The sequence below is a fragment of the Frondihabitans peucedani genome (assembly GCF_039537585.1).
In the GTDB taxonomy this organism is placed as follows: Bacteria; Actinomycetota; Actinomycetes; order Actinomycetales; family Microbacteriaceae; genus Frondihabitans; species Frondihabitans peucedani.
In genome coordinates, this window is sequence record NZ_BAABAU010000012.1 from 26163 (window position 1) to 49348 (window position 23186).

Here is a 23186-nt window from a genome sequence, read left to right on the forward strand (position 1 = left end):
CGGCTCGTCAGGGAATGAGCCGGTCGGCGCGATACCGGGCGAACAGGTCGGCGAAGGCCTGCTCGGTGCGCTTGAAGACGAGGAATCCCGCGTCTCGGCTCTTGCCCATGTCGGTGACGACCTCCATGTCGCGGCCGAGATCGGCGTCGGTGTGCCACCACGACGCGAGGCGCGAGATGTCGCGCTCGACGAGGCCGTGCTTCTCGGCGATCGCGGGCCAGTCGGCCTCGAGGTCTCTCATCTGCACCTCGAGCGGGCGCGGGGCGTCGACGAAACCGACCACCCTCTCTGCGGGCACACCGAGCAGGGCGGCGAGGCGCGGCCACATCCACCGCCACCGGAACACGTCGCCGTTGACGATGTTGAACGCCTCGTCGCGGCCGGCAGGATCGGTCGCCGCCCAGACCATCTGCTCGGCCAGGACGCCCGCGTCGGTCATGTCGGTGAGGCCGTTCCACTGCGCCTCGCTCCCCGGGAACACGAAGTCCGCGCCCCGCTCGTTCACGAGAGCCGCCTGGACGGCGAGGGTGAGGCCCATGTTCATCGCGTTGCCGACGGCGTGGCCGATGACGGTGTGCGAGCGGTGCACCGACCAGGTGAAGCCCTGCCGCGCGGCGGCCTCGAAGAGCTCGTCCTCCTGGGCGTAGTAGAAGTTCGGGGTGTCGAGTCGGGGCTCGTCCTCGTGGAACGGGGTGTCGGGCATCTCGCCGGCCGCGTAGGCCTCGAAGGGGCCGAGGTAGTGCTTGAGCCCCGTCACCAGGGCGACGTGCTCGACCGGCGCGTGGTCGAGAGCGCTCAGCAGGTCGCGGACCATCGCGCTGTTGACCGCGATGTTCTCGGCCTCCGTCGCCCGGCGCTGCCACGCGGTGAAGAACACGTGCGTCGGGGCCTCGCCGGCGAGGGCGGCCCTGAGGCTCGCAGGATCGAGGAGGTCGGCAGCGATCCCGCGGACGCCGGCCTCCGATCTCGCGCTGCGCGACAGGGAGAGCACCTGCCAGCCGTCCGCGACGAGCTTCGTCACGAGGGCCGACCCCGTGATCCCGGAGGCGCCGACGACGAGGGCGGTGCGGGTGCTGGCGGGTGTGGGCGTGGTGATCTCCGACATGTGAAGCCCAACGGGGTGGCGGCGCGGGTATTCCGTGTGTGTGGTCGTCGGGCGCGTCTCCTGCCGCGCTGCCTGCGGCGCTGCGGTCGCGCTGCGGCGGCGCTGCGGTCGCGCTGCGGCGGCGTCGAGCGGGCCGATCTGCACACTTTCGCCCCTAGAACCGTGCGTTTCGGCCCCCTCGCCGCCCGGACGCAAGGCTGTGCCAGCCTGGGCACATGGGAAACGAGTGGAGCGCCGCCGAACAGGCCGGAGAGGGAGGGGCTCCGGACACGGTCACCGAGTCGTACTCCGAGCGCGCCGGGGAGTACATCGCGCAGCTGGGCTCGATGGCGGCCGTGCATCCGTCCGACGCGCAGCTCGTCTCGTCATGGACGGCTGAGCTGGAGGGCCCGGTCCTCGACGCCCGCTGCGGCCCGGGGCATTGGACGGCCCACCTCGCCGCACACGGAGTCGACGTCCGCGGCGTCGACCGCGTGCCCGCCTTCATCCTGCACGCGCGGGAGGCCCACCCCGGGGTGCCGTTCTCCGTCGGCAGCCTCGACGCCCTCGACGAAGAGGCCGGCGCCTTCGGGGGAGTCCTGGCCTGGTACTCGCTCATCCACCACGCGCCCGACGCCCTTGGGACGGCTCTCGACGAGTTCGCCCGGATCCTGCGCCCCGGCGGAGGGCTTCTCGTGGGCTTCTTCCTCGGCGACAAGCTGGATCCGTTCGACCACGCCGTCACCACCGCCTACCGGTGGCCGGCCGACCGGATGGCGCAGGAACTGGAGGCGGCCGGCTTCGAGGTGATCGAGACGCACACGCGCACGGGCGCCGCGTCGAAGCCTCGTCCGCACGGGGCGATCCTTACCCGGCGGCGGTCGTCTACGCTCCTGTGACCTGTCGGGGCGGTTACACACGCGTCGAGTCGCAGGAGTGCGCGGGCGACCTCCCTCCGGAGGCCGAGGGCAGTGGTCAGGCCGTCACGGGGAGCAGCTCGGCGAGGAGGTGCTCGACGCGGGCCCGGATGTCGTCGCGGATGGGCCGGACCTCGTCGAGGGGGCGGCCGGCCGGATCCTGCAGCTCCCAGTCCTCGTAGCGCTTGCCCGGGAAGATCGGGCACGCGTCGCCGCAGCCCATGGTGATGACGACGTCGGAGTCGCGCACCTGCTCGGTGGTCATGAGCTGCGGGACCTCGGCCGAGATGTCGATGCCGATCTCGCGCATGGCCTCGACGGCGATCGGATTGATCGAGGCGCCCGGCTCGGAACCGCCCGACCGGACCTCGACGGCGCCGCCGGAGAGCGTGCGCGCGAAGCCGGCGGCCATCTGAGAGCGCCCCGCGTTGTGGACGCAGACGAACAGGACGATGGGCTTGTCGGTCATGCGGGCTCCTTGCAGTGACGGATGTCGATGGAAAAGAGTCTGTCGCACTCCATCGACGGGTGTCACCCGCCCCGCGGTGCCGGAAGGGCCGGTCAGCCCTCGGGCGGGGTGTCGGGCAGGGCGTGACGCCCCTCGGAGCGCCGGGTCGAGCGCGTCGCGACCACGGCGGCGTTGAGCGTCGCGGTGATGGCATCGAGCTTGGGGACGATGCTCTGCCACGTGTCGGACAGGTCGGCGGCGTCCAGGAGCGTCGAATACGACGTGGCGATGTCGCGGACGGTGTCCTCCCCGGCAGGCGTCAGGTGGACCTCGACCCCGCGCCGGTCGAGCGGGTTGGGGGCGCGCAGGACGTGCCCCGAGTCCTCGAGCCGGTCGATCACCGCGGTGGTGGCTCCGGTCGTGATGCCGAGATCCTGCCCGATCGCACCGGCGCTGAGGCCCGGCGTCCCGGCGATCACGAGGAGAGCGGTCAGCTCGGTCCCGGCGAGCTCGAAGCGGCGGGCGATCATGTTGCGGACGCGGCGGTGCGCCTCGTCGAGCTGATGCAGGGACAGCGACAGGGGGAGGAGTTCGCGCGCGCGATCGTCGTCTTCGGTCACGGACGGATCCTTCGTTCGGCTCCGGGGCGGAGCGGCTGGGGTGGTGGGTGCTGGTCGGGCGGCTGGGGTGGTGGGTGCTGTGCCGCTGGGTGGTGCTCCCGTCCGTTACCACGCGGACGGGAGCACCAGGCGACTTCACACGGCGACGTCGCCTCGGACTGGCTCTCGGATCAGGAAGAGTCAGACCCCCCGGTGTGGCAGAACGTGTCGTGCTTCGGCGCCTACCGGCCCCTCGGTCGGCAAGACGACTGTATTGCAAGATCGGGGCGAGAGCCAGGTCTTCTTGTGCGGTCGCCGCCCGCGGATCGCGGTCCCGTACCATCGGCTGACGACGTGAGGGCGGGAAGTGAATCAGAGGATCGAGCAGAAGTCGGCGAGGCGCGACGCGATCGTCGCTGCCGCCGCTGTCCAGTTCGGGCAGCACGGCTTCGAGGCGACGACGTTCGGTCGCATCGCCGACGAGCTCGGCAGACCCCGATCCTGGATCGGCTACCACCTCTTCCCGTCGAAGGAGTCGCTCGCGAGCGCCGTCGTAGCGGAGCAGCGGGCGCGCTGGGAGGACCTCTTCGAGCGGGTCGTCGCCGTGCCCGAGGGGCTCCCGCGGCTCCTGACGGCGCTGCTCGAGGCTGCCGAGGAGGCGCGCTCGTCGCCGGTGGCGGTGGCTGCGGTCCGCCTGCTCAGGGAGGCGCCCGAGCTCAGTCTGACGCTGCCGTCGCTGGCCACGTCGTGGCGCGACTTCGCGATCAGGCAGGTGCGCTTCGAGGTGGAGGAGCGCCCGCCCACGGTCGCTGTCGAGCCGGCTGCCTTCGCGACCCAGCTCCTGGCCGCGAGCTTCGGCGTCTTCGAGACGAACCGGTCGGTCTGGTCGACGACGGACGTGTTCGAGAGTCTCGCCGGGCTGTGGACGGTGCTGCTGTCGGGCGCGGGGTTCGAGATCCCCGAGATGCTCCGCCGAGACGAGATGCTCCGCCGAGACGAGCCCGCCCCGTCGAGCTGAGCTGGCCCGTCGAACCGAGCCGCCCCGACCCTGAGGACGGACGCGAAGACCCCCGCAGCCTCGAGGGCTGGCGGGGGTCTCCGACTGATCCGGCGTGCGGCGGACTACTTGCCGTCGACGGCGTCCTTGGCGTGCTCGGTGTCGAGACGCTCTTCGCTCTTGGCCTGGTCGAACTTGCCCTGCTGCGTCAGCTCGGCGTCGTCGGTCTTCTTGCCGACGAACTCCTCGGCCTTGCCGGCGAGCTTCTGGGTCGCGTCCTTTGCCTTGTCTCCTAGCGACATCGTCGCTCCTTCCTTGGAACCTCGTGCCGGCGGACCCGGCTTCGCTGGACGCTACGCGGTGCTGCTGGGGGCTGTTCAGGAGGCGGTCAGGCGCTGCACAGGTTCGACCGGAGTGCCGTTACTGCTCGACGACCCGCAGGTAGCCGACCGACAGGATCGTGCCAACGGCGAGGAGGCAGCCGCCGAGAAGGCGGACAGGAGTGAGACGCGATCCGCGACCGCTGATCAGTCCGAGAACAGAACCCACGGTGTTCACTCCGAGGCCGGCCCAGAGCAGGCGATGGCTGCGAGACCGTGCACCAGGCTCGACTGCTGGTGGGGCGTCTCGCTGGGCGAAGGAGCGACCGGCCGCCAGGGCGAGCACCCATCCGGCGACGGCGGTGCCGGCGGTCACTGCGTGCCCTGCGCGCTCGCCGGAGCTGCTCCTCCCCCGCGCGACGGCGACAACGGCGACCGCGAGCACCGCCGCGACGCCGACGCCGTCGATCGTCAGCAGGCGGCGGAAGACAGCACGGCGCGCATCAGAGATCCGGCACCGTCCACCACTCGTCGTCGTAGAAGGCCTCGTCGGCGAACGGGCTCGGGTGGTTGTCGGGCTCGAGCTTGGCCGTGGCATCCTGCAGCCAGCGCAGGATGCGGTCGTCCTCGGGATCCGGCACGTCGGCGCGGACGGGCACCGAGTAGATCTGGCTCGCCGGGCCGACGAGCAGGTGCACGGACGACCGGGTCCCGTCGGTCTCCGCGTAGGGGACCGTGATGACGTCGGCCTTGCCGGCATTGCCGAGGACCCGGCAGTACTGCAGGACGCCCTGGCAGATCGAATCGGCGACCAGGAAGTGGTCGCCCGCATAGAACAGCTGTTGCACAAATACCTCCACTGTGCAGCTCGGTGAAGTCGTGCCTCCAGTAAACCCGGCCGGTCGGGATGCGGTTCGCCTTTCGACAGGCCCTTGCCGGGCGGCGCCGATCCTGCCACGCTTCAGGCCCGGCCTGTCATCGATCAGGGAGCGACCATGGCGACCATCTCGGAACTGCTCGACACCAACCTCCACGAGGTCTTCGCCGAGCGGGACGGCTCCGTCCGGCGAGCGGTGGTCGACCGGACCTACACCGACGACGTGTCGTTCGCGGATCCCGAGGAGATCGTCACCGGCCGCGCGGCGCTCGATGCGAAGGCGGCAGCCCTCCTCGGCGGGGCGCCGGAGACGTTCGTCTTCGCCTCCGACGGACCGAAGTACGTCGGCGAGGGCATCGGCGCCCTCCCCTGGGCGTTCGGCCCGGCGGGCGCGCCGATCCTGCACGGCATCGACGTCATCACGGTCCGTGACGGCCTGATCGCCACGGTCGCGACGTTCTTCCGCGAGGGAGACCAGCCGTAGGGCGCGGCGCCCAGCGCCTCAGCGCACGAGCGCGGCGCGCACGAGAGCGGCGCCCGCTGCCTCAGAAGTCGTAGTCGTCGATCGCCGGCGCGAAGTAGTCGATCGTGGCGGCCCCGGCCGTGCTGGGCTCGTCCTTCTCGTCGTGCACGTCGTCGATCACGCGGATGGCGACCTCGAGCGCGGGCGACACGAGGAGGTCCATCGCCCCGGAGCCGGTGGTGACGGTGACGAAGCCGCCGCCGTCGCGGACCAGCCCCGTGATCGTCTCGCGGAGTTCGTCGGCGGACTCCTGCACGCCGAGACGGCGGCCGCCCACGGTCAGTTCGGTTCGTCCCACGGTGCACCACTCTCGATCAGAGGCGCAATGCTACGCGTGCACCGACCCAGCGCCTACCCCCTTGTCGATTACCTCTAGACGGGCACCTGCTCCGCGGCCCGGGCCGACACACAACGGTGCGCAATCTGCACCGATTCCTGCCGGCACCGCCCGAGTGCCCTAGGTTCAGGCGTGACGGGAGCACCCGAAGGCCCCCGCGACCACCCGAGGAGCACCCGCATGCCTTCTTTCGACCGCGCCCGGCTCCGGGCCGCCGCCGAGATCGCCTGACCGACGATGTCGACCAACACCCCGCAGGGGTCCGTCCCGCCCGGCTGGTACGACGACCCGTCCGGAGCCCCGGGCTCCCGCTGGTGGGACGGCACCGCCTGGACCGGCCTCACCGCGCCGCCGGTCGCCGCCGGCGCGCAGCCGGAAGCCCCCTGGGCGCAGGATCGGCCGCTGCTCGGGGAGGGCACCTCCGTCTCCACGGTGTTCATCTGGGCCATCGTCCTGCTCCCGGTCCTCGCCCTGCCCCTGTCGTTCCTCTACACGCCGTCGGTCCACGTCGAGACCGTCCGTCCGGGAGGCATCAGGACCCTCGATCCTGCGTCGATCTACACCCCCGCCTACTTCGTGAGCGTCGGCTCCTCCCTCGCGCTGTACGGACTCACCGTCGTCCTCGCATTCTTCGACCGGCGGGAGCTCCTGCGCCGCGGCATGGTGCGACCGTTCCACTGGGCGTGGGCGTTCCTCTACACGCCCGTGTACGTCATCGGGAGGTCGGTCATCGTCCACCGCGTCGCTCCCCGCCGCGGGCTCTGGCCGATGTGGATCTACATCGGGGTCGTGGTGATCGTGCTCGTGCTCGGCATCGTCCGGTCGACCGCGCTCTTCCACTCGCTGTCGTCCTGATCCACCGCTCGGTGCCGAGCGGCACCTGGGGGCGCCCCGGAGGCGACTGCAAGCGCGGGCGGGTTATCGTGATCCTGCACCACGAACCATCGTGGTCGACGGCATCCACGGCGGGGCAGAGCGCACATGACGAATCCGAACGGCACTTCGAAGAACGAGCGACGCCAGCACGCGCGCGAGCTCGCGAAGAAGCGGCAGGAGGAGGAGCGCAGGAGGCGGCTGCGCAACAGGATCTTCCTGCAGGGCGGGCTCGGTCTCGGCATCCTGGCCATCCTGGCGATCGTCATCGTCGTGTTCGTCAACACGAACTCCGGCGGCGCCGCGAGCGTGGCCTCGGCGGCCGGGCCGAAGAACATGGCCACCAACGGCATCCAGTTCGCTGCCGAGGATGGCAAGGTGGCGCCGGTCCTGACCGCCGGGGTCGCCGCGAAGGCCACCCCCAAGCCGGTGGCCTCGAAGAACAGCGACGGCGCGACCAAGGTCGTCACCTACATCGACTGGGCCTGCCCGGTGTGCAAGCAGTTCGAGGCGAGCTACTCGCCGCAGATCCTCGACCTCGTCGCGCAGGGCAAGGCGACCCTCGAGATCCACCCGGTGTCGATCCTCGACCGCAACTACCAGAGCAGCCGCTACGCCAGCCGTGCCGCGAACGCCGCCGCCTGCGTCGCGAACTACGACCCCGACGACTTCCTGTCCGTGCAGACGCAGTTCTACGACAACCAGCCCGAGGAGGGCTCGACCGGCCTGACGAACGCCCAGATCAAGGCGCTCGTGAAGAAGGGCGGAGCCGGCGATGCGAAGATCGCCACCTGCATCGACGACGAGCGGTTCAAGGCGTGGGTGACGGCCGCGACCAACCAGACGCTCGCCGATCCTGCGCTCCAGAGCAACGGCAGCTTCGGCACGCCGACGGTCGTCATCGACGGCAAGAAGTGGGACCAGCAGACCGACCTGCTCAGTCTCATCGGGCAGGGCTAACGGCGAGCCTACGGGGGTTCCGCCGCCGGCCGGCTCACTTCTGGATCAGGACCGACGTCCCGAGCGGCAGCTGGTCGAGCGCCGTGATGGACGGCCCGTCGAGCCGCACGCAGCCGTGCGAGATGTTGCCGGAGTGCACGGCCTCGTAGTGGATCCCGATGAGCCCGCCGTCGTGGCCCGTGTAGGGCTCGTCGGCGGCCGTCGAGTGCAGTGACGTGAGGCCGATCGGGTACACGGTCTGATTCTGAGCAGGATCGAGGTACCTCGCCTCCATGTAGCCCATGACCCCGGTCGGCGTGGCCGTCCCGGCCGCGCCGACGCCCGCGGAGAAGGTCGACACGGCGGTGCCCTCGTCGTCGACGATCGACACCGTCTGCTTGCCGACGGAGACGACGATGTGCCGGGTCAGCGTCTGCACCCGCGTCAGGAGCGACGTGCGGATCCAGCCGGCCGACTGGGCGGGAGCGGACGGGTTCTTCGACGGCAGGGTCTGCCTCGCCGGGGTCATGACGAGGGTCCAGGATCCGTCGGTGCGGACCGGCACGATGACGCTCGCCTGGCCGAGGAAGTTCTTCGCCGCGAAGCGGGCGACGGGCTTCGTCCGGTCGGAGCCGTAGAGGGGAGCGTCGACGGCGATCTTGTCGACGGCCGACGCAGGATCGAGCCCGGCGCCGGCTGCGAGGGCGACGAGACCCGGGATGACGGCGTTGTACTTCGCCTCCGGAAGCGCTGCGACGGCCGCTGCCGACGGGGTCGCGTACGGCGCCTGGGTCGGAGTGGGCGTCGGGGTCGGTGTCTGCGTCGCCACGGCCCGCGGCGCGGCGGGCGCGTGCTGGTTCGCCGCGACACCGACGATCACGCCGGCGACGACGACCGCCGTCGTCGCAGCGATGACGATGGTCGACCGTCGAGAGATCTTCACGAGTGAGTCCGTTCGGAACAGGAGACGGACCGGCACCCCGCGGGGCGCCGGTCCGTCACCAGGGGCGGTGCTGAGGTCAGCCGCTGACCACGGGGAGCGTGCCGACCGGGCCGGTCGGAGCCGTGGTGACCGGGTCGGCCACGACGGCGAAGGTGCCGGTGGCGACGCGGGCGCTGCGCACGCCGGTGACGGTCACCGTGTAGGTGCCGGTCCCGGCGGTGGTCGGCAGGACGACGGCGCCGATGAAGCTGCCGGTCGCCACGTCGGCGAAGAAGTGCGCGGCCGACTTCGGCAGGGCGATGGTGGCGCCGCTCGGGTCCTTGACCGCGATCGTCACCTCCTCGTCGGGGCTGAAGCCGGTGGCGGCGAACGCGACGCCCTTGGTGGTGGCCGACGAGAGGGTCGACGACTTCGGGGCGGTGGTCAGGGTCACCGGGATGAGCGGCGCCGGAGCACTGGGGAACACGAAGTTGACGCTCGTGGGCGAGGTGCCGGCGACGACCTTGCCGTTCAGCGTCTCGGTGACGATCGCGGTGCCGTCCGTCTGGCCCGGCTCGAGCAGGCTGAAGTCGGTCGGGGTCGACCAGGTGCCGGTGGCGCCGACGGTGGTCGTGGCGGCGACGAGGTTCTGTCCGGCGCGGGCGCCGTAGACGATCGTGATGGTCGCGCCGGCCTGGCCGGTGCCCGTGAACGTCGGCTTCGTCGAGGCGACGGGAGTGGTGGAGTTGCTGACCGGCGAGGTGATCGCGAACGGCTGGGCCGGCTTCGGAGCGACGGCGAGCGTGAAGGTCGTGGTGCCGGGTGCGACGTTCGGGTCGACCGCGTCGGTGGTGACGTCCTTGGCGGTGACGACGGCGGTGACCGTGACCTGGCCGACGCTGAGCTGGTCGAACGTCTCGGCTCCGGTCCAGTTGCCGGCGCCCGCATCGGTGCTGCCGCTGAAGGTCGCGTTGTGCGCGGCGCCGGTGAGGTCGGTGTAGCTCACGGAGGCGTAGTCGCCGGCGGGGACACCCGATCCTGCGAAGGCGACGACGTTCGGAGCGACCTGCGCGACGCCCGTGGCGCCGTTGGCGGGAGTCGTCACGGTGACGACCGGCAGCGGCGCAGCGTTCGCGACGCCGACTCCGATGAGAGCGGGTGCGACGGCGACGACGGCGGCGATCCCGAAGACGGCGAGCCGGGAGTGGCGGGCGCTGGAGCCCCTGCCCTCTTCGACGGTCGGTGAGCGGAAGAGGGCGTGAGGCGTCATTGGATCTCCTGAGTCAGAAGCAGATGGAGATCCTGGCGAGAACTCCCAAGGGGTTGTCTAACACGGAAGGACGTGAACGCGAAGGAAAACTTTGCGGCCGATGTCGTTTTGCGGACCCGGCACAACGGGGGTCTATCTCTGGCGGGTGCTTCCACCTAGGGTCGCACTCAGCGCGACCTTCCGCGCCGACGAGGGTTGTCAGTTCTGGGTCTGCTCCCTGTCACGGCTCAACGACTGGAGCAACGTCCAATGTTCGAAGACAAGTTCATCACGACCGCCATCGCGAGAAGCGCGGAGAAGGCAGTCGACCGACGCAAGCTCCTCGGCATGGTCGGCATCGCCGGCGCCGGTGCTGCTGCAGCGACCATCGCCGGTGCCGTGCCGGCCATGGCGGCGACCTCCTCCGCCCCCAGCGACGCGTCCATCCTGAACTTCGCGCTCAACCTCGAGTACCTCGAGGCCGAGTTCTACCTGCGTGCGGTCACCGGCTCGGGCCTCCCGGCGAACCTCGTCGGCGGTGTCGGCACGGTCGGTGCCGTCAGCGGCGGCAAGAAGGTCACCTTCGCCACCCCGAGCATCCAGAAGTACGCGGTCGAGATCGCGGCCGACGAGAAGGCGCACGTCGCCTTCCTGCGCACTGCGCTCGGCAGCGCGGCCGTCTCCCGTCCTGCCATCTCGCTCGACGCGAGCTTCACGGCCGCAGCCACGGCTGCCGGTCTGATCAAGCCGGGCCAGACCTTCGACGCGTTCGCCGACGAGACAAGCTTCCTGTTCGCCGCGTTCATCTTCGAGGACGTCGGGGTCACCGCCTACAAGGGCGCCGCCGGCCTCATCGCCAACAAGACCTACCTGGACGCGGCCGCCGGCCTCCTCTCGGTCGAGGCCTACCACGCGGGCATCGTGCGCACGACGCTCTACGCGAAGGGCGTCGACACGTCGAGCATCTACGGCAGCATCCAGAAGATCTCGGACGCCCGCGACAGCCTCGACGGCTCGACCGACCTCGACCAGGGCATCGGCACGGCCTCCGTGGCGAACCTCGTCCCGACGGACGCGAACGCGCTCACCTACAGCCGCACCCCCGGTCAGGTCCTGAACATCGCCTACCTGAACCCGAACGCCGTCAAGAAGGGCGGCTTCTACCCGAACGGCGTCAACGGAGTCATCAACACCAGCGCCTGATCCCTCTCGCGCTCGCGCGGGCAGCGGCCACGGACTCCCCCCGGGGGTCCGTGGCCGCTCGTCTGTCGCGGGCCGCTCCTCGCCCGACGGCGCGAGGTAGGTTGAGCACCATGACAAGCAGAAGCGGTCGTCTCGCCGCCCTCCTCATCGGCGTGATCGTCGTCATCATCGGCGCCGTCTTCGCGGGGCAGGGCCTGAACCTCATCCCCGGGAGCTCCATGACCGGTGAGCGGATGTGGTTCTACATCGGCGGCGTGATGGTGATCGTCGGGCTGATCCTGGTGTGGCTCGGCGTCCGTCGGGTGCCCGGCGGTCGGAGCTAGCCCTCGTCGGCGTCGTCCTGACGGGGCGCCGGGCCTCGAGGCACGCATTCCGGCCGCAGGCACGCGTTGTGCTGCGTGACTCGGGCCGGAATGCGTGTCGGCTCCGCCGGGACGGTTGCCTCAGACGGCGATGCGACCGCCGTCGACCGGCAGGATCGCGCCATGCACGAAGCTGGCCGAGTCGGTCGCGAGGAAGACGATCGCATCGGCGATCTCGTCGGCTGTCCCCGGGCGTCCGGCCGGCCCACCGGCAGCGAGAGCGTCGAGACTGTCGCCCATGGCCGCTGTGCCCTCGGTGCGCGTCGGGCCGGGGCTCACAGCGTTGACGCGGACGCCCGACGGCCCGAATTCCGCGGCCCACGACTTCGTCAGCAGGACGAGCGCAGCCTTGCTGGACCCGTAGAGGCCCATGCCCGCCGCGCCGAACTCGGCGACCATCGTCGTGACGTTGACGATGGCTCCATGTCCGCGGTCTGCCATCGCGGGTGCGAGCGCGGCGACGAGGAAGTACGGCGCTTTGACATTGATCGCGTAGACCTCGTCGAACGACTCCTCGGTCGTCTCGGCCGTCGGGCCGAAGGGGAAGACGCCGGCGCTGGTGACCAGGATGTCGACGTGGCCGTCTCCGAGACGCGTCGCCTCCTCTGCCACCTGCTTCGCCCCCCGCTCGTCACGCAGGTCGGCTCGCACGAAGTCGGCTCGCCCGCCGTCGGCGACGATGGCGTCGACAGCGGCCCTCCCCCGGTCCTCGTCCCGTCCGGTGATGATCACGTGGATGCCCCGTGCAGCCAGCTTTGCCGCGGTCGCGCGGCCGATGCCGCTGGTTCCCCCCGTCACGAGGGCTGTCTGGGGTGTGCCTGCGATGTCGTTCATGAGAGTCCTTATCTGAACCGATCTGTTCGATTACTTTCGTAACTATACAGATCGGTTTACTATTGTCAAACCATGTCGTCCGCAGTCGCTCCGTCCGCCTCACCTGCTGTCCCGTCTCGCCCGCGCCGCCGGCCGGCGCTCGAACGGGCCGTCCGCACGGCGAACCGTCTGTTCTACGAGGAGGGCATACAGGCCGTCGGAGTGGATCGCATCGCGGCCGAGGCTGACATCTCGAAGGCGACCCTCTACTCGCACTTCCGGACGAAGGACGACCTGGTCGTGAACTACCTCCGCGACAGGAGCACCGAGTGGCAGGCGTTCGTGCGCGACGAGCTCCCGAAGCGCACCGACGATCCGGCCGAGCGCATCCTGGCCGTGTTCGATCTGCTCGGCGACTGGTTCGTCACACCGGGTTATCGCGGGTGCCCCTTCGTCAATGCCGAGGCCGAGTACGGTTCCGAGCATCCCGCTCATGTCGTGACCCTCGAGCACCGCGCATGGGTGCGCGCCCTCTTCGTCGATCTCCTGCGCGAGCTCGACGGCTCGTGCGAGCAGTCGGTGATCGACTTCCTCGCCCTGCAGATCGGGCTGCTCTACGACGGGTCGATGGTCAGCGCTCAAGCCGATCCGACGCGGCCCTGGGCCAGGGCTGCGCGAGCAGCCGCGGCTGCAGTGCTGTCGTCCCGTTCGGACTCGTAGCCGGGCCTCGAGACACGCATCCCGGCCGCAGGCACGCGTTGTGCTGCGTGACTCGGGCCGGAATGCGTGTCACGACGCGGGCCGCCGACGCCGGAACCCGCCTCAGGCGAGCCCGAACGCGAACTGCAGCCCCAGGCTCGCCAGCGACACGACGATCCAGAGCGCGCCGCCCAGGATCAGCGGTCGCGGCCCGGCCTTCCGGAAGCCCGCGAGATCGGTCGACAGGCCGATCGCACCGAGGGCGACCGTGATCAGGAACACCGACACCGCGCTCAGCGGCACGTGGGTGGCGGTCGGGATCAGCCCGATCGAGTTGGCGGCCGCGACGACGACGAAGCCGATCAGGAACCACGGAACGAGCCGGAAGACGTTCACCCGGCTGCGGGCGGGCGCAGGATCTGCACCCGCCTCGGCCGCCGCGATCCTGCGCCCCGCCCAGGCCGACAGCACGAGCGCGATCGGGATGATCATGAGGGTCCGCACGAGCTTCACGACGACGGCGAACTGCGTCGCCGCGGGCCCGTACGTGGTGGCGGTGGCGACGACCGACGACATGTCGTTGACGGCGGTGCCGGCGAACAGCCCGAAGGCGTGCTGGCTCATGCCCAGGGCGTGGCCGACGACCGGGAACAGCAGGACGGCCGTCACATTGAACAGGAAGATCGTCGAGATCGCGTAGGCGACGTCGATGCTGACGGCGCCGATGACCGGTGTCACGGCGGCGATCGCGGAGGCACCGCAGATGCCGGTGCCCACGCCGATCAGGGTGCGCAGGTCGCCGACGATGCCGAGCGCCCGGCCGATCAGGTAGGCGGCGACGAGGCAGATCACGAGCGTCCCGAGCATCACGGGGAGCGACTCCACGCCGACGCGCGCGATCTGCGCAAGCGAGAGCTGCGATCCGAGCACGACCACCGACAGCTGGAGCACGAACCGACTGGCTGTCTTGATGCCGGGCGTGAACCGGGCCGACGGCCGACGGAGGGTCGCCAGGATCAGGCCGATCACGATCGCGGTCACCGGAGCTCCGATGAGCGGCACGAACCGGCCGACGATCGTCGCGACGACGGCGATGCCGACGGCCAGGGCGAGCCCGGGCACCCGGTCGAGCACGGAGGGCCCGGAGTCGGAGGGCCCGGAGTCGGCGCGCCCGGAGTCGGCGGCGGGAGCGTTCGGCGGAGGAGGAGAGGTCACGAGACCATGGTGGCCCTGATCGCGAGGCCGCGACGACGCGGCGGTGAGGTACGTCCGTAGCGAGGCTGACCCTCCCGCGCTACAGACGCCCTGATCCACCGCCCGCCGGATATCGGAAGATGCGAGCTCGAGGCTGCGATCTGGGTCAGCATCGTGGCGTCACGGTGATCCTACGTCGCGCTCGCACGCCGAACAAGCTGTCCGGCCTGTTTTGCACCACGTGAACGAATCCAGGCCCAGACATGGAGCAATCCTTCGGCGTGTCAAAACAAGGAGGTGAGCCTGTTTGCGGTCAGATGAGCCTCAGCGCGCTGGGCGCGGGGAGACGGAGTGGCGAACATGCTTCGAGAACAGTCTGTGGCGGCACCCCTGTCGTTCGAGCGGCTCGTGTCGGGTCGGCTGGTGCATCGACGGCAGCTGAGCGACGTGCTCGTGACCGACGCGAGGCCCCTCGGCGGCGACCGCTTCGAGAGCGCGGTGCAGTGGCCCCGGAACCACGTGCTCCTCGGCCGCTCGGGCCGGGTCGACTCCGCCCTCGTCGCCGAGACCGTGCGGCAGGTCACGACCTACATCGCCCACACGCTCTACGACGTCCCCCTGGGCAACCAGTTCCTGATGTCCAGGCTCCGCACCCGCGTGATCCTGCCCCCGCCGTCGGCGCTCGCCGGCTCCGACCTCGTCGTGGAGGTGCTCTTCACCGACGTGCGGCGGGGCGCCTCGGGCCCGACGGCGTTCGTGTCGCATCTCCGGATCACGCAGGACGGTCGGGAGATCGCGAGCGGCGAGGGCTTCGCGAGGGTCGTCACCCCCGAGGCGTACCGCCGCGTGCGGGCCGGGATCGCGCAGGACGACGGCCCGCCGATCCGGCGGCACCCGGTCGAGGCCGTCTCCCCGGCGGTCGCGGGCGTGGCGCACTCGGGACTGGTCGTGATCGGCCGGTCCGCTCCCCCGGCCGGGTTCGCGCTGCTCGTCGATCCGCTGAGCCCGGCCTTCTTCGACCACGATCTCGATCACGTCCCCGGGATGCTCGTCGTCGAGGGCCTGCGGCAGACGGCCCGCGCCGTGCTCGGCGATCCTGCTGTCGACTTCGCGACCCTCGATCTCTCGTTCGACCGGATGATCGAGCTCTCCGACGACCCCGAGATCCGGGTCACGGGCCTCGGCGACTCGCCGGCGCTGCCGGCCACCGCAGAGATCGTGCGCGAGGGCGTCGTCCTCGCTCACGGGTCGTTCGTCGTGACGTGACCGGGTCAGCGCTTGATGAGCTCCAGGTGCCGGCGGTTCGCGTCGATCCTGTCGGGCCGGACGAGCCCCGGGATCAGCAGCTCCCACATGTCGCGGACCCGCTCGAACAGGTCGGCCCTGCCGTGCAGGGTGTCGGAGACCAGCTGCACGCCCGTGTAGGCGGGGATGATGAACTTCGCGACGCGCTCGGGATCGACGGTCTCGAGGAAGTCGCCCTCGTCTCTCGCCATGCTCGTGAGGTTCTCGAACGTCCGCATCCAGTCCTCGTACGGGTCGGTGGCCGACAGGATCGACGCGGAGCCGTCGGTCGTGAGGCGGATGCCCGCGCTGACGACGACCTCGGAGACGAGCTGGTGGGCCAGGCCGTCGCACATCCGGATCATGCCCTCGAACGCGGAGCCGGCGGCCGACAGCGCCTGCTCGGCGTACTGCCGGGAGATCCGGTGCTGCTCGGCGATCACCGCGTTGGCGAGGTCGTCCTTCGACCGGAAGTGGAAGTACAGGGCTCCCCGGGTCACCCCCGCCTCGTCGGCGATGAGGTCGAGCGAGGCGCTGACGAACCCCTTCACGTTGAAGACGGCTGCGGCGCCGACGATGATCGACGCGCGGGTCGCGTGGGCTCGTTCCTGCTGAGGCACAGGTCGCCTTTCTCGCTTGTCTCGTCACGGGCGGCACCCTGGGAAGGATCCGGGCGTGTGGGCCTCGGCGGCGCGGGGGGTCGTCGCCGCCGGACCTCGACAGATAGGGCCCACTTTACCCAGACGGTCTCGGCCTCCCCCGACACCCTCGCGCAGGACGGACTCTGCGAGTGACCCGGCTGGTCGTCGTCGGATCGACCGGGTTCATCGGCAGCCGGGTCGTCGAGGCGGCCCGTCTCGGCGGGCTCGACGTCGTCGGGGTGTCGCGGAGCGCCCCCGACCGGCCGCCCGTCTCCCGCCCGGTCGACCTCTCCGACACGGCGACGCTCCGGGACGTCTTCGCGGGTGCCGACGCGGTCGTCCTGTCGGCGGCGTATGTCGGGACCGACGAGCAGGAGGCTCGGCGCACCAACGCGGACGGCGTCCGGTCGGCCGTGACCGCGGCCCTGCACGCCGGGGTGCCGCGGCTCGTCTCCGTGAGCACCGCGTCCGTGGTCGGGCCGGGCCCGCACCGCGATGCGGCCGCGCGCACCGACGGCCTCGCGCCGCAGTCGGCGGCGAGCCGGACCCGGGCCGAGGCGGAGAGCATCGTGCTCGGCGCGGGCGGGGTCGTCCTCCGCCCGAACCTCGTCTACGGAGCCGGCGACCGGTGGGTCGTCCCGGGTCTCGCGCGGCTGATCGCGGCAGGCGACGAGGCAGGCCGCTCGTCGGCCCTCGTCTCGACGATCCACGTCCGGGACCTCGCCCGCGCCGTCGTCGGGGCGGCCGAGCCGTGGCCGCCGGGCCTGGCGGGGACCGTCCGCAACGCCAACGCCCCCGATCCGGACCGGATGTCCGCCGTCGTCGCGACGCTCCGGTGGGTGCTCGGGCTCGACCGGGTGACGTCGGACGCCGGGGCGGGGCGCGAGGGCCGCCACGGCGCAGCAGGCCTCACGCCGCATCAGCGCTCGCTGATCCTGGTCGACAACTGGTTCGAGTCGGCGAGCCTGTGGCGCGACCTCGGCCTGCCTGCACCGCGGGGCTTCTCGCTCGACGCTGCCGACACGGAGTGGTACCGGCGACATCTGCTCGACCGGATCTGAACCATCCGGCCCGCCGCCTCGTGTCCTGGGTATGACTGAGAATCGCGAACGCCGTCCCCGCCGCCTCACCCGGGGGCTCCTCATCGGCAGCGCCGTCGCCGTGGTGGTGATCGGCGTCGGCGTGATCGTCGGCCCGCGCCTCTACGCCCAGCAGGTCAACGGCTCCGCGGCCGCTGCGCCCACCCTCAGCTCGGGTGCCCGGAGCGGCAGCACGGCTGGCAGCGGCTCGGGCGGCAGTGCGGGCACCGGGCGGCTCACCTCCGCCGAGTCGACCGGATCGTGGGCCGCCACCGGGTCGTCGTTCGCCGGCTACCGCGTGCACGAGGTCCTGCAGGGCCAGAATGTGAACGTGGTGGGCCGGACGAAGAAGGTGTCCGCCGACGTCGCCCTCGACGCCGGCCGGCTCTCGTCGGGCACGGTGACCGTGCAGGTCGGCGACATCTCCACCCCGGAGTCGGCCCGAGACGCCTACTTCCGCGGCACCGCGCTGCAGACCCAGAAGTTCCCCGAGGCCACGTTCGTCGTCACCAAGCCGGTCGACCTGAGCGCCGCGCTCGCCGGCAGCTCGACCACGGTCGCGGTGCCCGGCAGGCTCACCCTGCACGGGGTCACCCGCGCCGAGACCTTCGAGGCGCAGGTCGGCGTCGACGGCGACGACCTCCAGGTCGTGGGCTCGATCCCCATCGCCTTCGCGGACTTCGGGGTGTCGGCGCCCTCGCTCGGCTTCGTGACCGTCGACGACCACGGGGCCGTCGAGGTCTCGCTCTCGCTCAAGAAGGGGTCGTGACCCGGCCGGCGGACGACAAGATCCTGACCGCCCTCGAGCGGCGTCACGGTCCTGCTCTCCGCCGCTACGTGCAGCACCTGACCCGCGACGGCGACCTCGCCGAGGACGTCGTGCAGGAGACGATGGTGCGCGCCTGGCAGCGCCCGGCCGTGCTCGAGCGCGACGACGACGGCGCCCGCGCCTGGCTCTTCACGGTCGCCCGCAACCTGGTCGTCGACGACGCCCGCAGCGCCCGCAAGCGGCGCGAGGTCGACGGCGAGACGACCACCGAGGCCGCCGTCGCCGACCGGAGCGACGCGGTGCTCGACAGCATCCTGGTGGCCGACGCCCTCGCCACCCTGTCGGCCGACCACCGCGTCGTGGTGGTCGACGCCTACTGGCTCGGCCACACCGTCCCCGAGATCGCCCGGCGGCACGCCATCCCCGAAGGGACCGTGAAGTCGCGGCTCCACTACGGCCTGCGCGCCCTCCGACTCGCACTGCAAGAGAGAGGGGTCACCCGATGAACGACACCCCCGGGTCCCGTGACGACCGGCGCGACGACCGGCGTGACGACCGGCGCGACGAGCGCCTCGACGACCGGTACCGCGACTGGGACGCCTCGTATGTCCTCGGCGCGCTGCCCGCGGACGAGCGCCTCGAGTACGAGAGGCACCTGGCCGGCTGCCCCGCGTGCCGGGAGAGCGTCGCCGAACTGGCCGGCATGCCCGGGATCCTCGCCCGGCTCTCGACCGAGGACGCGCTCACGGTCCGCGCCGACGAGGTCGACGCCCCTCGCGCCGACGCGGAGCAGCAGGGCGCCGACCTCCGGCGCCTCGCCCACCTGGCCACCCGTCGTCGCAGGCGCCGCCGCGGGCTCGTCACGGCGCTCGCCGCCGCAGCCGCGGTGGTCGCCCTCGTCGGAGGCGTCGCTCTCGGCGGCTCCCGCCTCTCCCCCTTCGCCGGCGACACGGGCCGGACGACCGCGGCCACGGCGATGTCGCCGGTCGGCGGCGAGACCCGCCTCGCAGCCGACCTCCGGATCACCGGGAAGCCCTGGGGCACGCGCTTCGACTGGAACTGCTCGTACGGCTCCGGCCTCTGGAGCAGAGGGCCGGCAGCCCGCTACGACCTCGTGGTCACCGACGACGACGGGCGGACCTCGACCGTCGCCACCTGGGCACTGACGCAGGATCGCGCCGCCGGGCTCTCCGCGTCCACCGAGATCGACCTCGCGAGCATCCGCACCGTCTCGATCCGGCTGCACGGGAGCGACCGGGACCTCGTGGCGACGCGCGTCTGACAGCCCGCCCCGCGTCGCTGGGCGGCTGGCCGGCCCGGCCGCCCCGCGTCGCTTTGCGGCTGAGGCCCGTCGCGGAGGCCGACGGCACCGAACCCCCCGCATGAGGGCCCCCGAAGCCGACGACGCGCCCGCCGGGAGTGCGCCGACCGACCCGCCCCGGACGACCGCCGGCCCCGACCCCGACAGCTCCTACGAGCGCGCCGCCTTCGTGGCTCCGGCGTCGATCGAGCGCTACGCCCCGCCCGGCTCGAAGACCCCCGAAGGAGCAGGATCGCGACGACCCGCCGAGCCCTACATGACCGTCGACTGGGAGAAGGCGGGCCCGACCTACGACCAGCTGATCGCCGAGGCCCAGGCCGCCCTCGCGAGGAGGCCGCCGAAGCGGGCTACCGCTCCCCCCGCATGAGCTCGGCGATCCGTTCGGCCGGCAGCTTCGGCACGCGATCGGCGCCGACCAGCCCGTTCACCTCGAGCCCCGTGTCGGTCAGCTGCGTGTAGCAGTAGCCGACGAGCATCCTGCTGTCGTGGACGGCCCGCATGATGTCGGCGAGGCGCGCGTCGAAGTCGTCGGCGTCGGCGGCCTGCGAGTAGCCCCAGCCGTCGTCGTCGGCGGGGGTCACCGAGAACTTCACTCCCCCGAACTCCGTCAGCATGACGGGCTGGCCGGCGTCGGCGACCCCGTCGAGCAGGATCCGTCGCCCGGCCGGCCCGAAGCCCTCGAGGAGCGCTCCCCGCACGGTCTCGTCGCGGTAGCGCTGCCGGAGCACCTCCCCGCTCGGCTCGTAGTCGTGGATCGACAGGATGTCGCTGTCCTGGTGCTCCCAGCCGTCGTTCGAGATCACGGGGCGGTCGGGATCGAGGGCGCGGGTGAGCTCGACGAGCGCGCGCGAGAACGCCTGCTGAGCAGGATCGTGCGCGATGTGCTGGACGCCCCAGCTCTCGTTCACGGGCACCCAGGTCATGATCGAGGGGTGCGAGACGTCCCGCTCGACGACGTCCACCCACTCCTTCGCGAGCCGCGACACCGCGGTGGGCGAGAACTCGTAGGCGCCGGCGACCTCGCCCCAGACGAGCAGGCCGAGCCGGTCGGCCCAGTACAGGAAGCGCGGGTCCTCCACCTTCTGGTGCACCCGGGTGGCGTTGAAGCCGAGGCGCTTGATCAGTTCGACCTCGTCTCGGAGCGCCTGGACGCTGGGGGCCGCGAGGTGCGACTCCGGCCAGTAGCCCTGGTTCAGGACCGAGCGCACGTAGTACGGGCGGTCGTTCAGCAGGAACGCGCCGCGGGCCGCCTCGACCGAGCGGAGGCCGAGGTACGACTCGACCGAGTCGACGACGACGCCTCCCTGCTCGAGCTCGACGGTCGCGTCGAGCAGCGTCGGGTTCTCGGGGCTCCAGAGGAGGTCCTCGTAGGCCTGGCCGTTGAGCTGGTGGGGCAGGGCCACGGTCGCGGTCGGCCGGCCGGAGGTCACCGGCACCCGCACGCTGCCGAGCTCGCGCTCACCGATCCGGAGGGAGACGCTGAGCACGGTGTCCGCGCCGACATGCCCGCGCAGGATCACGCCCGCCTCGACCGTGCCCCGGGTAACCGACGGCGTCCAGCGCAGGCTCTCCACCGACAGCGTCGGGACGGCCTCGAGCCAGACCGGCTGCCAGATCCCGGTGGTGCGGTGGTACCAGATCTTGTGCTGGTCGAGGTGCCAGTCCTGCTTCCCGCGGGGCTGGGCGACGTCGGCAGGATCGTCCTCGGCCCGGACCACGACGACGTGCGGCCCCTCCCCCGACACGGCGGTGGTCACGTCGAAGACGAACGGTGTCTGTCCGCCCTCGTGGTGGCCGATTAGGTGGCCGTCGATCCAGACGCTGGCGCGGTAGTCGACGGCGCCGAAGTGCAGCAGGATGCGCGGGGAGCCCTCACCGAGACCGGCGTCGACGAGGTCGTCGCGGAAGACCGACCGCTGGTACCAGACGACCGGGTGGAAACCCGGGTCGCCGATCCCGGACGCGGGGGACTCGGGCGGGAACGGCACCACGATGCGCATCCCGGTGTCGAGGCCGGCCGCCCAGCCGGCGTCGAGCCCCTCGTCGGAGTCGTCGTACCGGAAGTCCCACTCGCCCGACAGGTCGTGCCAGCCGGGGCGGAGGAGCTGGGGTCGCGGGTGGTCGCCTGCCTGCAGGCTCGCCGCCGGTCGTGGGCGGTCCGAGCCGGGGACGGGCGTGGTCGTCGTGATGCCGTTGCTCATGCTGGTCATAGTGCCGAACTTTCGACGAGAGCGGGGGAGTGTCGGCGGTACGTCGCGACGACTTCCGAGCAGGGGCTTCTCAGATCCATTACATCGTTGTAGCGTCGCACTGTCGCTCGGGCGGGACCGCAGCGGCGGAGCGCGATCTCACCGTCGAGCCGCGCTCGGGGAGGTTTCGAATGATCACCAGACTCTCTCGCAGGGTGCGCGTCCTCGGCGTCCTGATCGGAGCGCTCGCCCTCGGGGCCACGTCCCTGCCGGTGGCGGCGACTGCCGCTGCCGCTCCGGTCGGGGCCGCCGCCTCGGCCGCGTCGTCCGTCGCCGTCGCGTCGTCCGTCGCCGTCGCGTCCGGCCACCGCGCCGACGACCCCGTGGCTCACGACCCCACCATGGTGAAGGAGGGCGGCTGGTACTACCTCGCCATCACCGGCGACGCCGGGAAGGCCGACACGTTCCTCCCGCTCAAGCGCTCGCGCGACCTCGTCCACTGGGAGGACCTCGCTCCCGTGTTCACGATCCTGCCCTCCTGGATCGCCCCGGCGCTCGGCGTCGACGCGGCCTCGGCCCCGAAGGACCTCTGGGCGCCCGACCTCAGCTACTCGCACGGCGAGTGGCGGCTGTACTACGCCGCCAGCATCTTCGGGAAGAACACCTCCGTGATCGGTTTGGCCACGACGAAGACGCTCGACCCGCGGAGTCGCGACTTCGGCTGGCACGACCGGGGTCAGGTCGTGAAGTCCACCGACTACCAGCAGCCCGGCGGCACCAGCTTCAACGCGATCGACCCCAGCATCACGGTCGACCGCTCCGGCCAGACCTGGCTCTCGTTCGGCTCCTTCTTCTCGGGCATCTGGCTGCACCGCATCGACGGAGCCACCGGCAGGGTCCCGGCCGGCGACGTCGCCGTCCACCTCGCCGAGCGGGCCGCTCCCGACGCGGAGGAGAACTCGACCATCGTCTACCGGAACGGCTCCTACTACCTGTTCCTCTCCTTCGACTACTGCTGCCGCGGCATCGACAGCGACTACCGCACCGTCGTCGGCAGGGCGTCGAGCATCACGGGACCGTACGTCGACGCGTCGGGGGCGCCGATGCTGAACGGCACGGGCGGCACGGAGGTGATGCGCGGCTACAACGAGTTCGTCGGAGCCGGGGGAGCGGACATCCTGCTGGGCTCCGGCGCGCAGCCCGACCTCGTCGTCAACCACTACTACGACGCGACCGACGGCGCCGTCCCGAAGCTCAGCATCCGCACGCTCACCTGGAGCTCCGGCGGCTGGCCCCGGGTGAGTCCGCCGCTCAACCCCAGCCGCTCCGTGGGCCACGGAGACGCGTACGTCACCATCTCGCCGCGCGCCGCCGACACGGTCGTGGAGAACGCAGAATGCGGGTACGAGGGGGCGAACATCGGCCTCGGCGACGATGCGGGCACGGCCTGCCAGGAGTGGCAGCTCAGCGACCGCGGCTCGGGCACGCGCCTCACGAACCGCTTCAGCAACGACGTCGCCGAAGACGCAGGATGCGTGAACACCGAC

General features: G+C 71.3%; 27 protein-coding genes. 15 read left to right on the forward strand and 12 right to left on the reverse strand.

Translation table 11 applies throughout. The annotated features are described in order from the left end of the window. Positions 1 to 7: 7 nt before the first annotated feature. Positions 8 to 1105, reverse strand: a complete 1098-nt coding sequence (locus tag ABD733_RS17430) for an SDR family oxidoreductase (RefSeq protein ID WP_344798589.1) — start codon at positions 1103 to 1105, stop codon at positions 8 to 10. 215 nt (positions 1106 to 1320) lie between these two features. Between ABD733_RS17430 and ABD733_RS17435 the strand changes: the two genes are divergently transcribed. Continuing rightward, the gene (locus ABD733_RS17435; protein ID WP_344798591.1) at positions 1321 to 1983 is read left to right on the forward strand and encodes a class I SAM-dependent methyltransferase; all 663 of its coding nucleotides are present in this window, start codon (positions 1321 to 1323) and stop codon (positions 1981 to 1983) included. Positions 1984 to 2059: 76 nt separating this feature from the next. On the opposite strand, the gene ABD733_RS17440 is transcribed toward ABD733_RS17435, so the two are convergent. Both ABD733_RS17440 and ABD733_RS17445 read right to left on the reverse strand, forming a co-directional pair. After that, positions 2060 to 2470 (reverse strand): arsenate reductase ArsC, encoded by a 411-nt coding sequence (locus ABD733_RS17440; protein WP_344798593.1) that lies wholly within the window; start codon positions 2468 to 2470, stop codon positions 2060 to 2062. A 92-nt stretch (positions 2471 to 2562) separates the two neighbouring features. After that, positions 2563 to 3069, reverse strand: coding sequence for a MarR family winged helix-turn-helix transcriptional regulator (locus ABD733_RS17445; RefSeq protein ID WP_344798595.1), 507 nt, complete (start codon positions 3067 to 3069; stop codon positions 2563 to 2565). Between the two features lie 346 nt (positions 3070 to 3415). On the opposite strand from ABD733_RS17445, the gene ABD733_RS17450 reads away from it, so the two are divergent. After that, the gene (locus ABD733_RS17450; RefSeq protein WP_344798597.1) at positions 3416 to 4066 is read left to right on the forward strand and encodes a TetR family transcriptional regulator; all 651 of its coding nucleotides are present in this window, start codon (positions 3416 to 3418) and stop codon (positions 4064 to 4066) included. A 104-nt stretch (positions 4067 to 4170) separates the two neighbouring features. Here ABD733_RS17450 and ABD733_RS17455 read toward each other — a convergent pair whose 3' ends face one another. Beyond that, entirely contained in the window at positions 4171 to 4347 is a 177-nt protein-coding gene (locus tag ABD733_RS17455; RefSeq protein WP_344798599.1) for a CsbD family protein, read from the reverse strand. 521 nt (positions 4348 to 4868) lie between these two features. Continuing rightward, positions 4869 to 5213 carry a hypothetical protein gene (locus ABD733_RS17460; protein ID WP_344798601.1) on the reverse strand — a complete coding sequence of 115 codons (345 nt, stop codon included), beginning with the start codon at positions 5211 to 5213 and terminating at the stop codon, positions 4869 to 4871. A 147-nt stretch (positions 5214 to 5360) separates the two neighbouring features. Here ABD733_RS17460 and ABD733_RS17465 point away from each other — a divergent pair, with 147 nt between their 5' ends. After that, a complete protein-coding gene (locus ABD733_RS17465) occupies positions 5361 to 5726 on the forward strand; it encodes a nuclear transport factor 2 family protein (protein WP_344798603.1) in 366 nt (121 codons plus the stop codon). Positions 5727 to 5787: 61 nt separating this feature from the next. Here ABD733_RS17465 and ABD733_RS17470 read toward each other — a convergent pair whose 3' ends face one another. After that, the gene (locus ABD733_RS17470) at positions 5788 to 6063 is read right to left on the reverse strand and encodes a hypothetical protein (protein WP_344798605.1); all 276 of its coding nucleotides are present in this window, start codon (positions 6061 to 6063) and stop codon (positions 5788 to 5790) included. A 276-nt stretch (positions 6064 to 6339) separates the two neighbouring features. Between ABD733_RS17470 and ABD733_RS17475 the strand changes: the two genes are divergently transcribed. Beyond that, positions 6340 to 6957, forward strand: a complete 618-nt coding sequence (locus ABD733_RS17475; RefSeq protein WP_344798607.1) for a DUF2510 domain-containing protein — start codon at positions 6340 to 6342, stop codon at positions 6955 to 6957. 126 nt (positions 6958 to 7083) lie between these two features. Continuing rightward, entirely contained in the window at positions 7084 to 7935 is an 852-nt protein-coding gene (locus tag ABD733_RS17480) for a DsbA family protein (protein WP_344798608.1), read from the forward strand. A 34-nt stretch (positions 7936 to 7969) separates the two neighbouring features. Here ABD733_RS17480 and ABD733_RS17485 read toward each other — a convergent pair whose 3' ends face one another. Together ABD733_RS17485 and ABD733_RS17490 are read right to left on the reverse strand one after the other, a co-directional pair. Continuing rightward, positions 7970 to 8857, reverse strand: coding sequence for a L,D-transpeptidase (locus ABD733_RS17485; RefSeq protein ID WP_344798610.1), 888 nt, complete (start codon positions 8855 to 8857; stop codon positions 7970 to 7972). Between the two features lie 76 nt (positions 8858 to 8933). Further along, entirely contained in the window at positions 8934 to 10106 is a 1173-nt protein-coding gene (locus ABD733_RS17490; protein WP_344798612.1) for a hypothetical protein, read from the reverse strand. A 249-nt stretch (positions 10107 to 10355) separates the two neighbouring features. Here ABD733_RS17490 and ABD733_RS17495 point away from each other — a divergent pair, with 249 nt between their 5' ends. Continuing rightward, complete coding sequence (locus ABD733_RS17495) at positions 10356 to 11288, forward strand: ferritin-like domain-containing protein (RefSeq protein ID WP_344798614.1); 933 nt, start codon at positions 10356 to 10358, stop codon at positions 11286 to 11288. 110 nt (positions 11289 to 11398) lie between these two features. After that, on the forward strand, positions 11399 to 11611 hold the full coding sequence (locus ABD733_RS17500) for a hypothetical protein (protein ID WP_344798616.1): 213 nt from the start codon (positions 11399 to 11401) through the stop codon (positions 11609 to 11611). Positions 11612 to 11731: 120 nt separating this feature from the next. Here the strand turns inward: ABD733_RS17500 and ABD733_RS17505 are convergent, their stop codons facing one another. Then, the gene (locus tag ABD733_RS17505; RefSeq protein WP_344798618.1) at positions 11732 to 12484 is read right to left on the reverse strand and encodes an SDR family NAD(P)-dependent oxidoreductase; all 753 of its coding nucleotides are present in this window, start codon (positions 12482 to 12484) and stop codon (positions 11732 to 11734) included. A 72-nt stretch (positions 12485 to 12556) separates the two neighbouring features. Here ABD733_RS17505 and ABD733_RS17510 point away from each other — a divergent pair, with 72 nt between their 5' ends. Continuing rightward, complete coding sequence (locus ABD733_RS17510) at positions 12557 to 13183, forward strand: TetR/AcrR family transcriptional regulator (protein WP_344798620.1); 627 nt, start codon at positions 12557 to 12559, stop codon at positions 13181 to 13183. A gap of 102 nt (positions 13184 to 13285) precedes the next feature. Here ABD733_RS17510 and ABD733_RS17515 read toward each other — a convergent pair whose 3' ends face one another. Next, positions 13286 to 14377 (reverse strand): YeiH family protein, encoded by a 1092-nt coding sequence (locus ABD733_RS17515; protein ID WP_344798622.1) that lies wholly within the window; start codon positions 14375 to 14377, stop codon positions 13286 to 13288. 357 nt (positions 14378 to 14734) lie between these two features. On the opposite strand from ABD733_RS17515, the gene ABD733_RS17520 reads away from it, so the two are divergent. Further along, entirely contained in the window at positions 14735 to 15622 is an 888-nt protein-coding gene (locus ABD733_RS17520; RefSeq protein WP_344798624.1) for a ScbA/BarX family gamma-butyrolactone biosynthesis protein, read from the forward strand. A gap of 5 nt (positions 15623 to 15627) precedes the next feature. On the opposite strand, the gene ABD733_RS17525 is transcribed toward ABD733_RS17520, so the two are convergent. Continuing rightward, positions 15628 to 16260 carry a ScbR family autoregulator-binding transcription factor gene (locus ABD733_RS17525; protein ID WP_344798626.1) on the reverse strand — a complete coding sequence of 211 codons (633 nt, stop codon included), beginning with the start codon at positions 16258 to 16260 and terminating at the stop codon, positions 15628 to 15630. Positions 16261 to 16430: 170 nt separating this feature from the next. Here ABD733_RS17525 and ABD733_RS17530 point away from each other — a divergent pair, with 170 nt between their 5' ends. From ABD733_RS17530 to ABD733_RS17550, 5 genes are all read left to right on the forward strand, one after another. After that, the gene (locus tag ABD733_RS17530) at positions 16431 to 17342 is read left to right on the forward strand and encodes an NAD-dependent epimerase/dehydratase family protein (protein ID WP_344798628.1); all 912 of its coding nucleotides are present in this window, start codon (positions 16431 to 16433) and stop codon (positions 17340 to 17342) included. Between the two features lie 31 nt (positions 17343 to 17373). After that, positions 17374 to 18129: a YceI family protein gene (locus ABD733_RS17535; protein ID WP_344798630.1), complete on the forward strand. Its 756-nt coding sequence runs from the start codon at positions 17374 to 17376 to the stop codon at positions 18127 to 18129. After that, the gene (locus ABD733_RS17540; protein ID WP_344798632.1) at positions 18126 to 18635 is read left to right on the forward strand and encodes a sigma-70 family RNA polymerase sigma factor; all 510 of its coding nucleotides are present in this window, start codon (positions 18126 to 18128) and stop codon (positions 18633 to 18635) included. The genes ABD733_RS17535 and ABD733_RS17540 overlap by 4 nt, the downstream gene beginning before the upstream one ends. Continuing rightward, positions 18632 to 19411, forward strand: coding sequence for an anti-sigma factor family protein (locus tag ABD733_RS17545; RefSeq protein ID WP_344798634.1), 780 nt, complete (start codon positions 18632 to 18634; stop codon positions 19409 to 19411). Before ABD733_RS17540 ends, ABD733_RS17545 begins: the two co-directional genes overlap by 4 nt. Positions 19412 to 19511: 100 nt before the next feature. Beyond that, the gene (locus ABD733_RS17550; protein ID WP_344798636.1) at positions 19512 to 19817 is read left to right on the forward strand and encodes a hypothetical protein; all 306 of its coding nucleotides are present in this window, start codon (positions 19512 to 19514) and stop codon (positions 19815 to 19817) included. On the opposite strand, the gene ABD733_RS17555 is transcribed toward ABD733_RS17550, so the two are convergent. Beyond that, a complete protein-coding gene (locus ABD733_RS17555; RefSeq protein WP_344798638.1) occupies positions 19798 to 21651 on the reverse strand; it encodes a glycoside hydrolase family 2 protein in 1854 nt (617 codons plus the stop codon). The two genes, ABD733_RS17550 and ABD733_RS17555, sit on opposite strands and share 20 nt — an antisense overlap. A gap of 179 nt (positions 21652 to 21830) precedes the next feature. Here ABD733_RS17555 and ABD733_RS17560 point away from each other — a divergent pair. Next, positions 21831 to 23186 (forward strand): family 43 glycosylhydrolase (locus ABD733_RS17560; protein WP_344798640.1); only part of this gene is annotated, 1356 nt, incomplete at its 3' end.

What these genes read in the sequence shown, in the direction of transcription:
- ABD733_RS17430 (WP_344798589.1), bottom strand. Translation starts at nt 1,105, where the DNA reads ATGTCGGAGATCACCACGCCCACACCCGCCAGCACCCGCACCGCCCTC.
- ABD733_RS17435 (WP_344798591.1), top strand. Translation starts at nt 1,321, where the DNA reads ATGGGAAACGAGTGGAGCGCCGCCGAACAGGCCGGAGAGGGAGGGGCT.
- ABD733_RS17440 (WP_344798593.1), bottom strand. Translation starts at nt 2,470, where the DNA reads ATGACCGACAAGCCCATCGTCCTGTTCGTCTGCGTCCACAACGCGGGG.
- ABD733_RS17455 (WP_344798599.1), bottom strand. Translation starts at nt 4,347, where the DNA reads ATGTCGCTAGGAGACAAGGCAAAGGACGCGACCCAGAAGCTCGCCGGC.
- ABD733_RS17465 (WP_344798603.1), top strand. Translation starts at nt 5,361, where the DNA reads ATGGCGACCATCTCGGAACTGCTCGACACCAACCTCCACGAGGTCTTC.
- ABD733_RS17475 (WP_344798607.1), top strand. Translation starts at nt 6,340, where the DNA reads ATGTCGACCAACACCCCGCAGGGGTCCGTCCCGCCCGGCTGGTACGAC.
- ABD733_RS17480 (WP_344798608.1), top strand. Translation starts at nt 7,084, where the DNA reads ATGACGAATCCGAACGGCACTTCGAAGAACGAGCGACGCCAGCACGCG.
- ABD733_RS17490 (WP_344798612.1), bottom strand. Translation starts at nt 10,106, where the DNA reads ATGACGCCTCACGCCCTCTTCCGCTCACCGACCGTCGAAGAGGGCAGG.
- ABD733_RS17495 (WP_344798614.1), top strand. Translation starts at nt 10,356, where the DNA reads ATGTTCGAAGACAAGTTCATCACGACCGCCATCGCGAGAAGCGCGGAG.
- ABD733_RS17500 (WP_344798616.1), top strand. Translation starts at nt 11,399, where the DNA reads ATGACAAGCAGAAGCGGTCGTCTCGCCGCCCTCCTCATCGGCGTGATC.
- ABD733_RS17505 (WP_344798618.1), bottom strand. Translation starts at nt 12,484, where the DNA reads ATGAACGACATCGCAGGCACACCCCAGACAGCCCTCGTGACGGGGGGA.
- ABD733_RS17510 (WP_344798620.1), top strand. Translation starts at nt 12,557, where the DNA reads ATGTCGTCCGCAGTCGCTCCGTCCGCCTCACCTGCTGTCCCGTCTCGC.
- ABD733_RS17535 (WP_344798630.1), top strand. Translation starts at nt 17,374, where the DNA reads ATGACTGAGAATCGCGAACGCCGTCCCCGCCGCCTCACCCGGGGGCTC.
- ABD733_RS17545 (WP_344798634.1), top strand. Translation starts at nt 18,632, where the DNA reads ATGAACGACACCCCCGGGTCCCGTGACGACCGGCGCGACGACCGGCGT.
- ABD733_RS17550 (WP_344798636.1), top strand. Translation starts at nt 19,512, where the DNA reads ATGAGGGCCCCCGAAGCCGACGACGCGCCCGCCGGGAGTGCGCCGACC.
- ABD733_RS17555 (WP_344798638.1), bottom strand. Translation starts at nt 21,651, where the DNA reads ATGAGCAACGGCATCACGACGACCACGCCCGTCCCCGGCTCGGACCGC.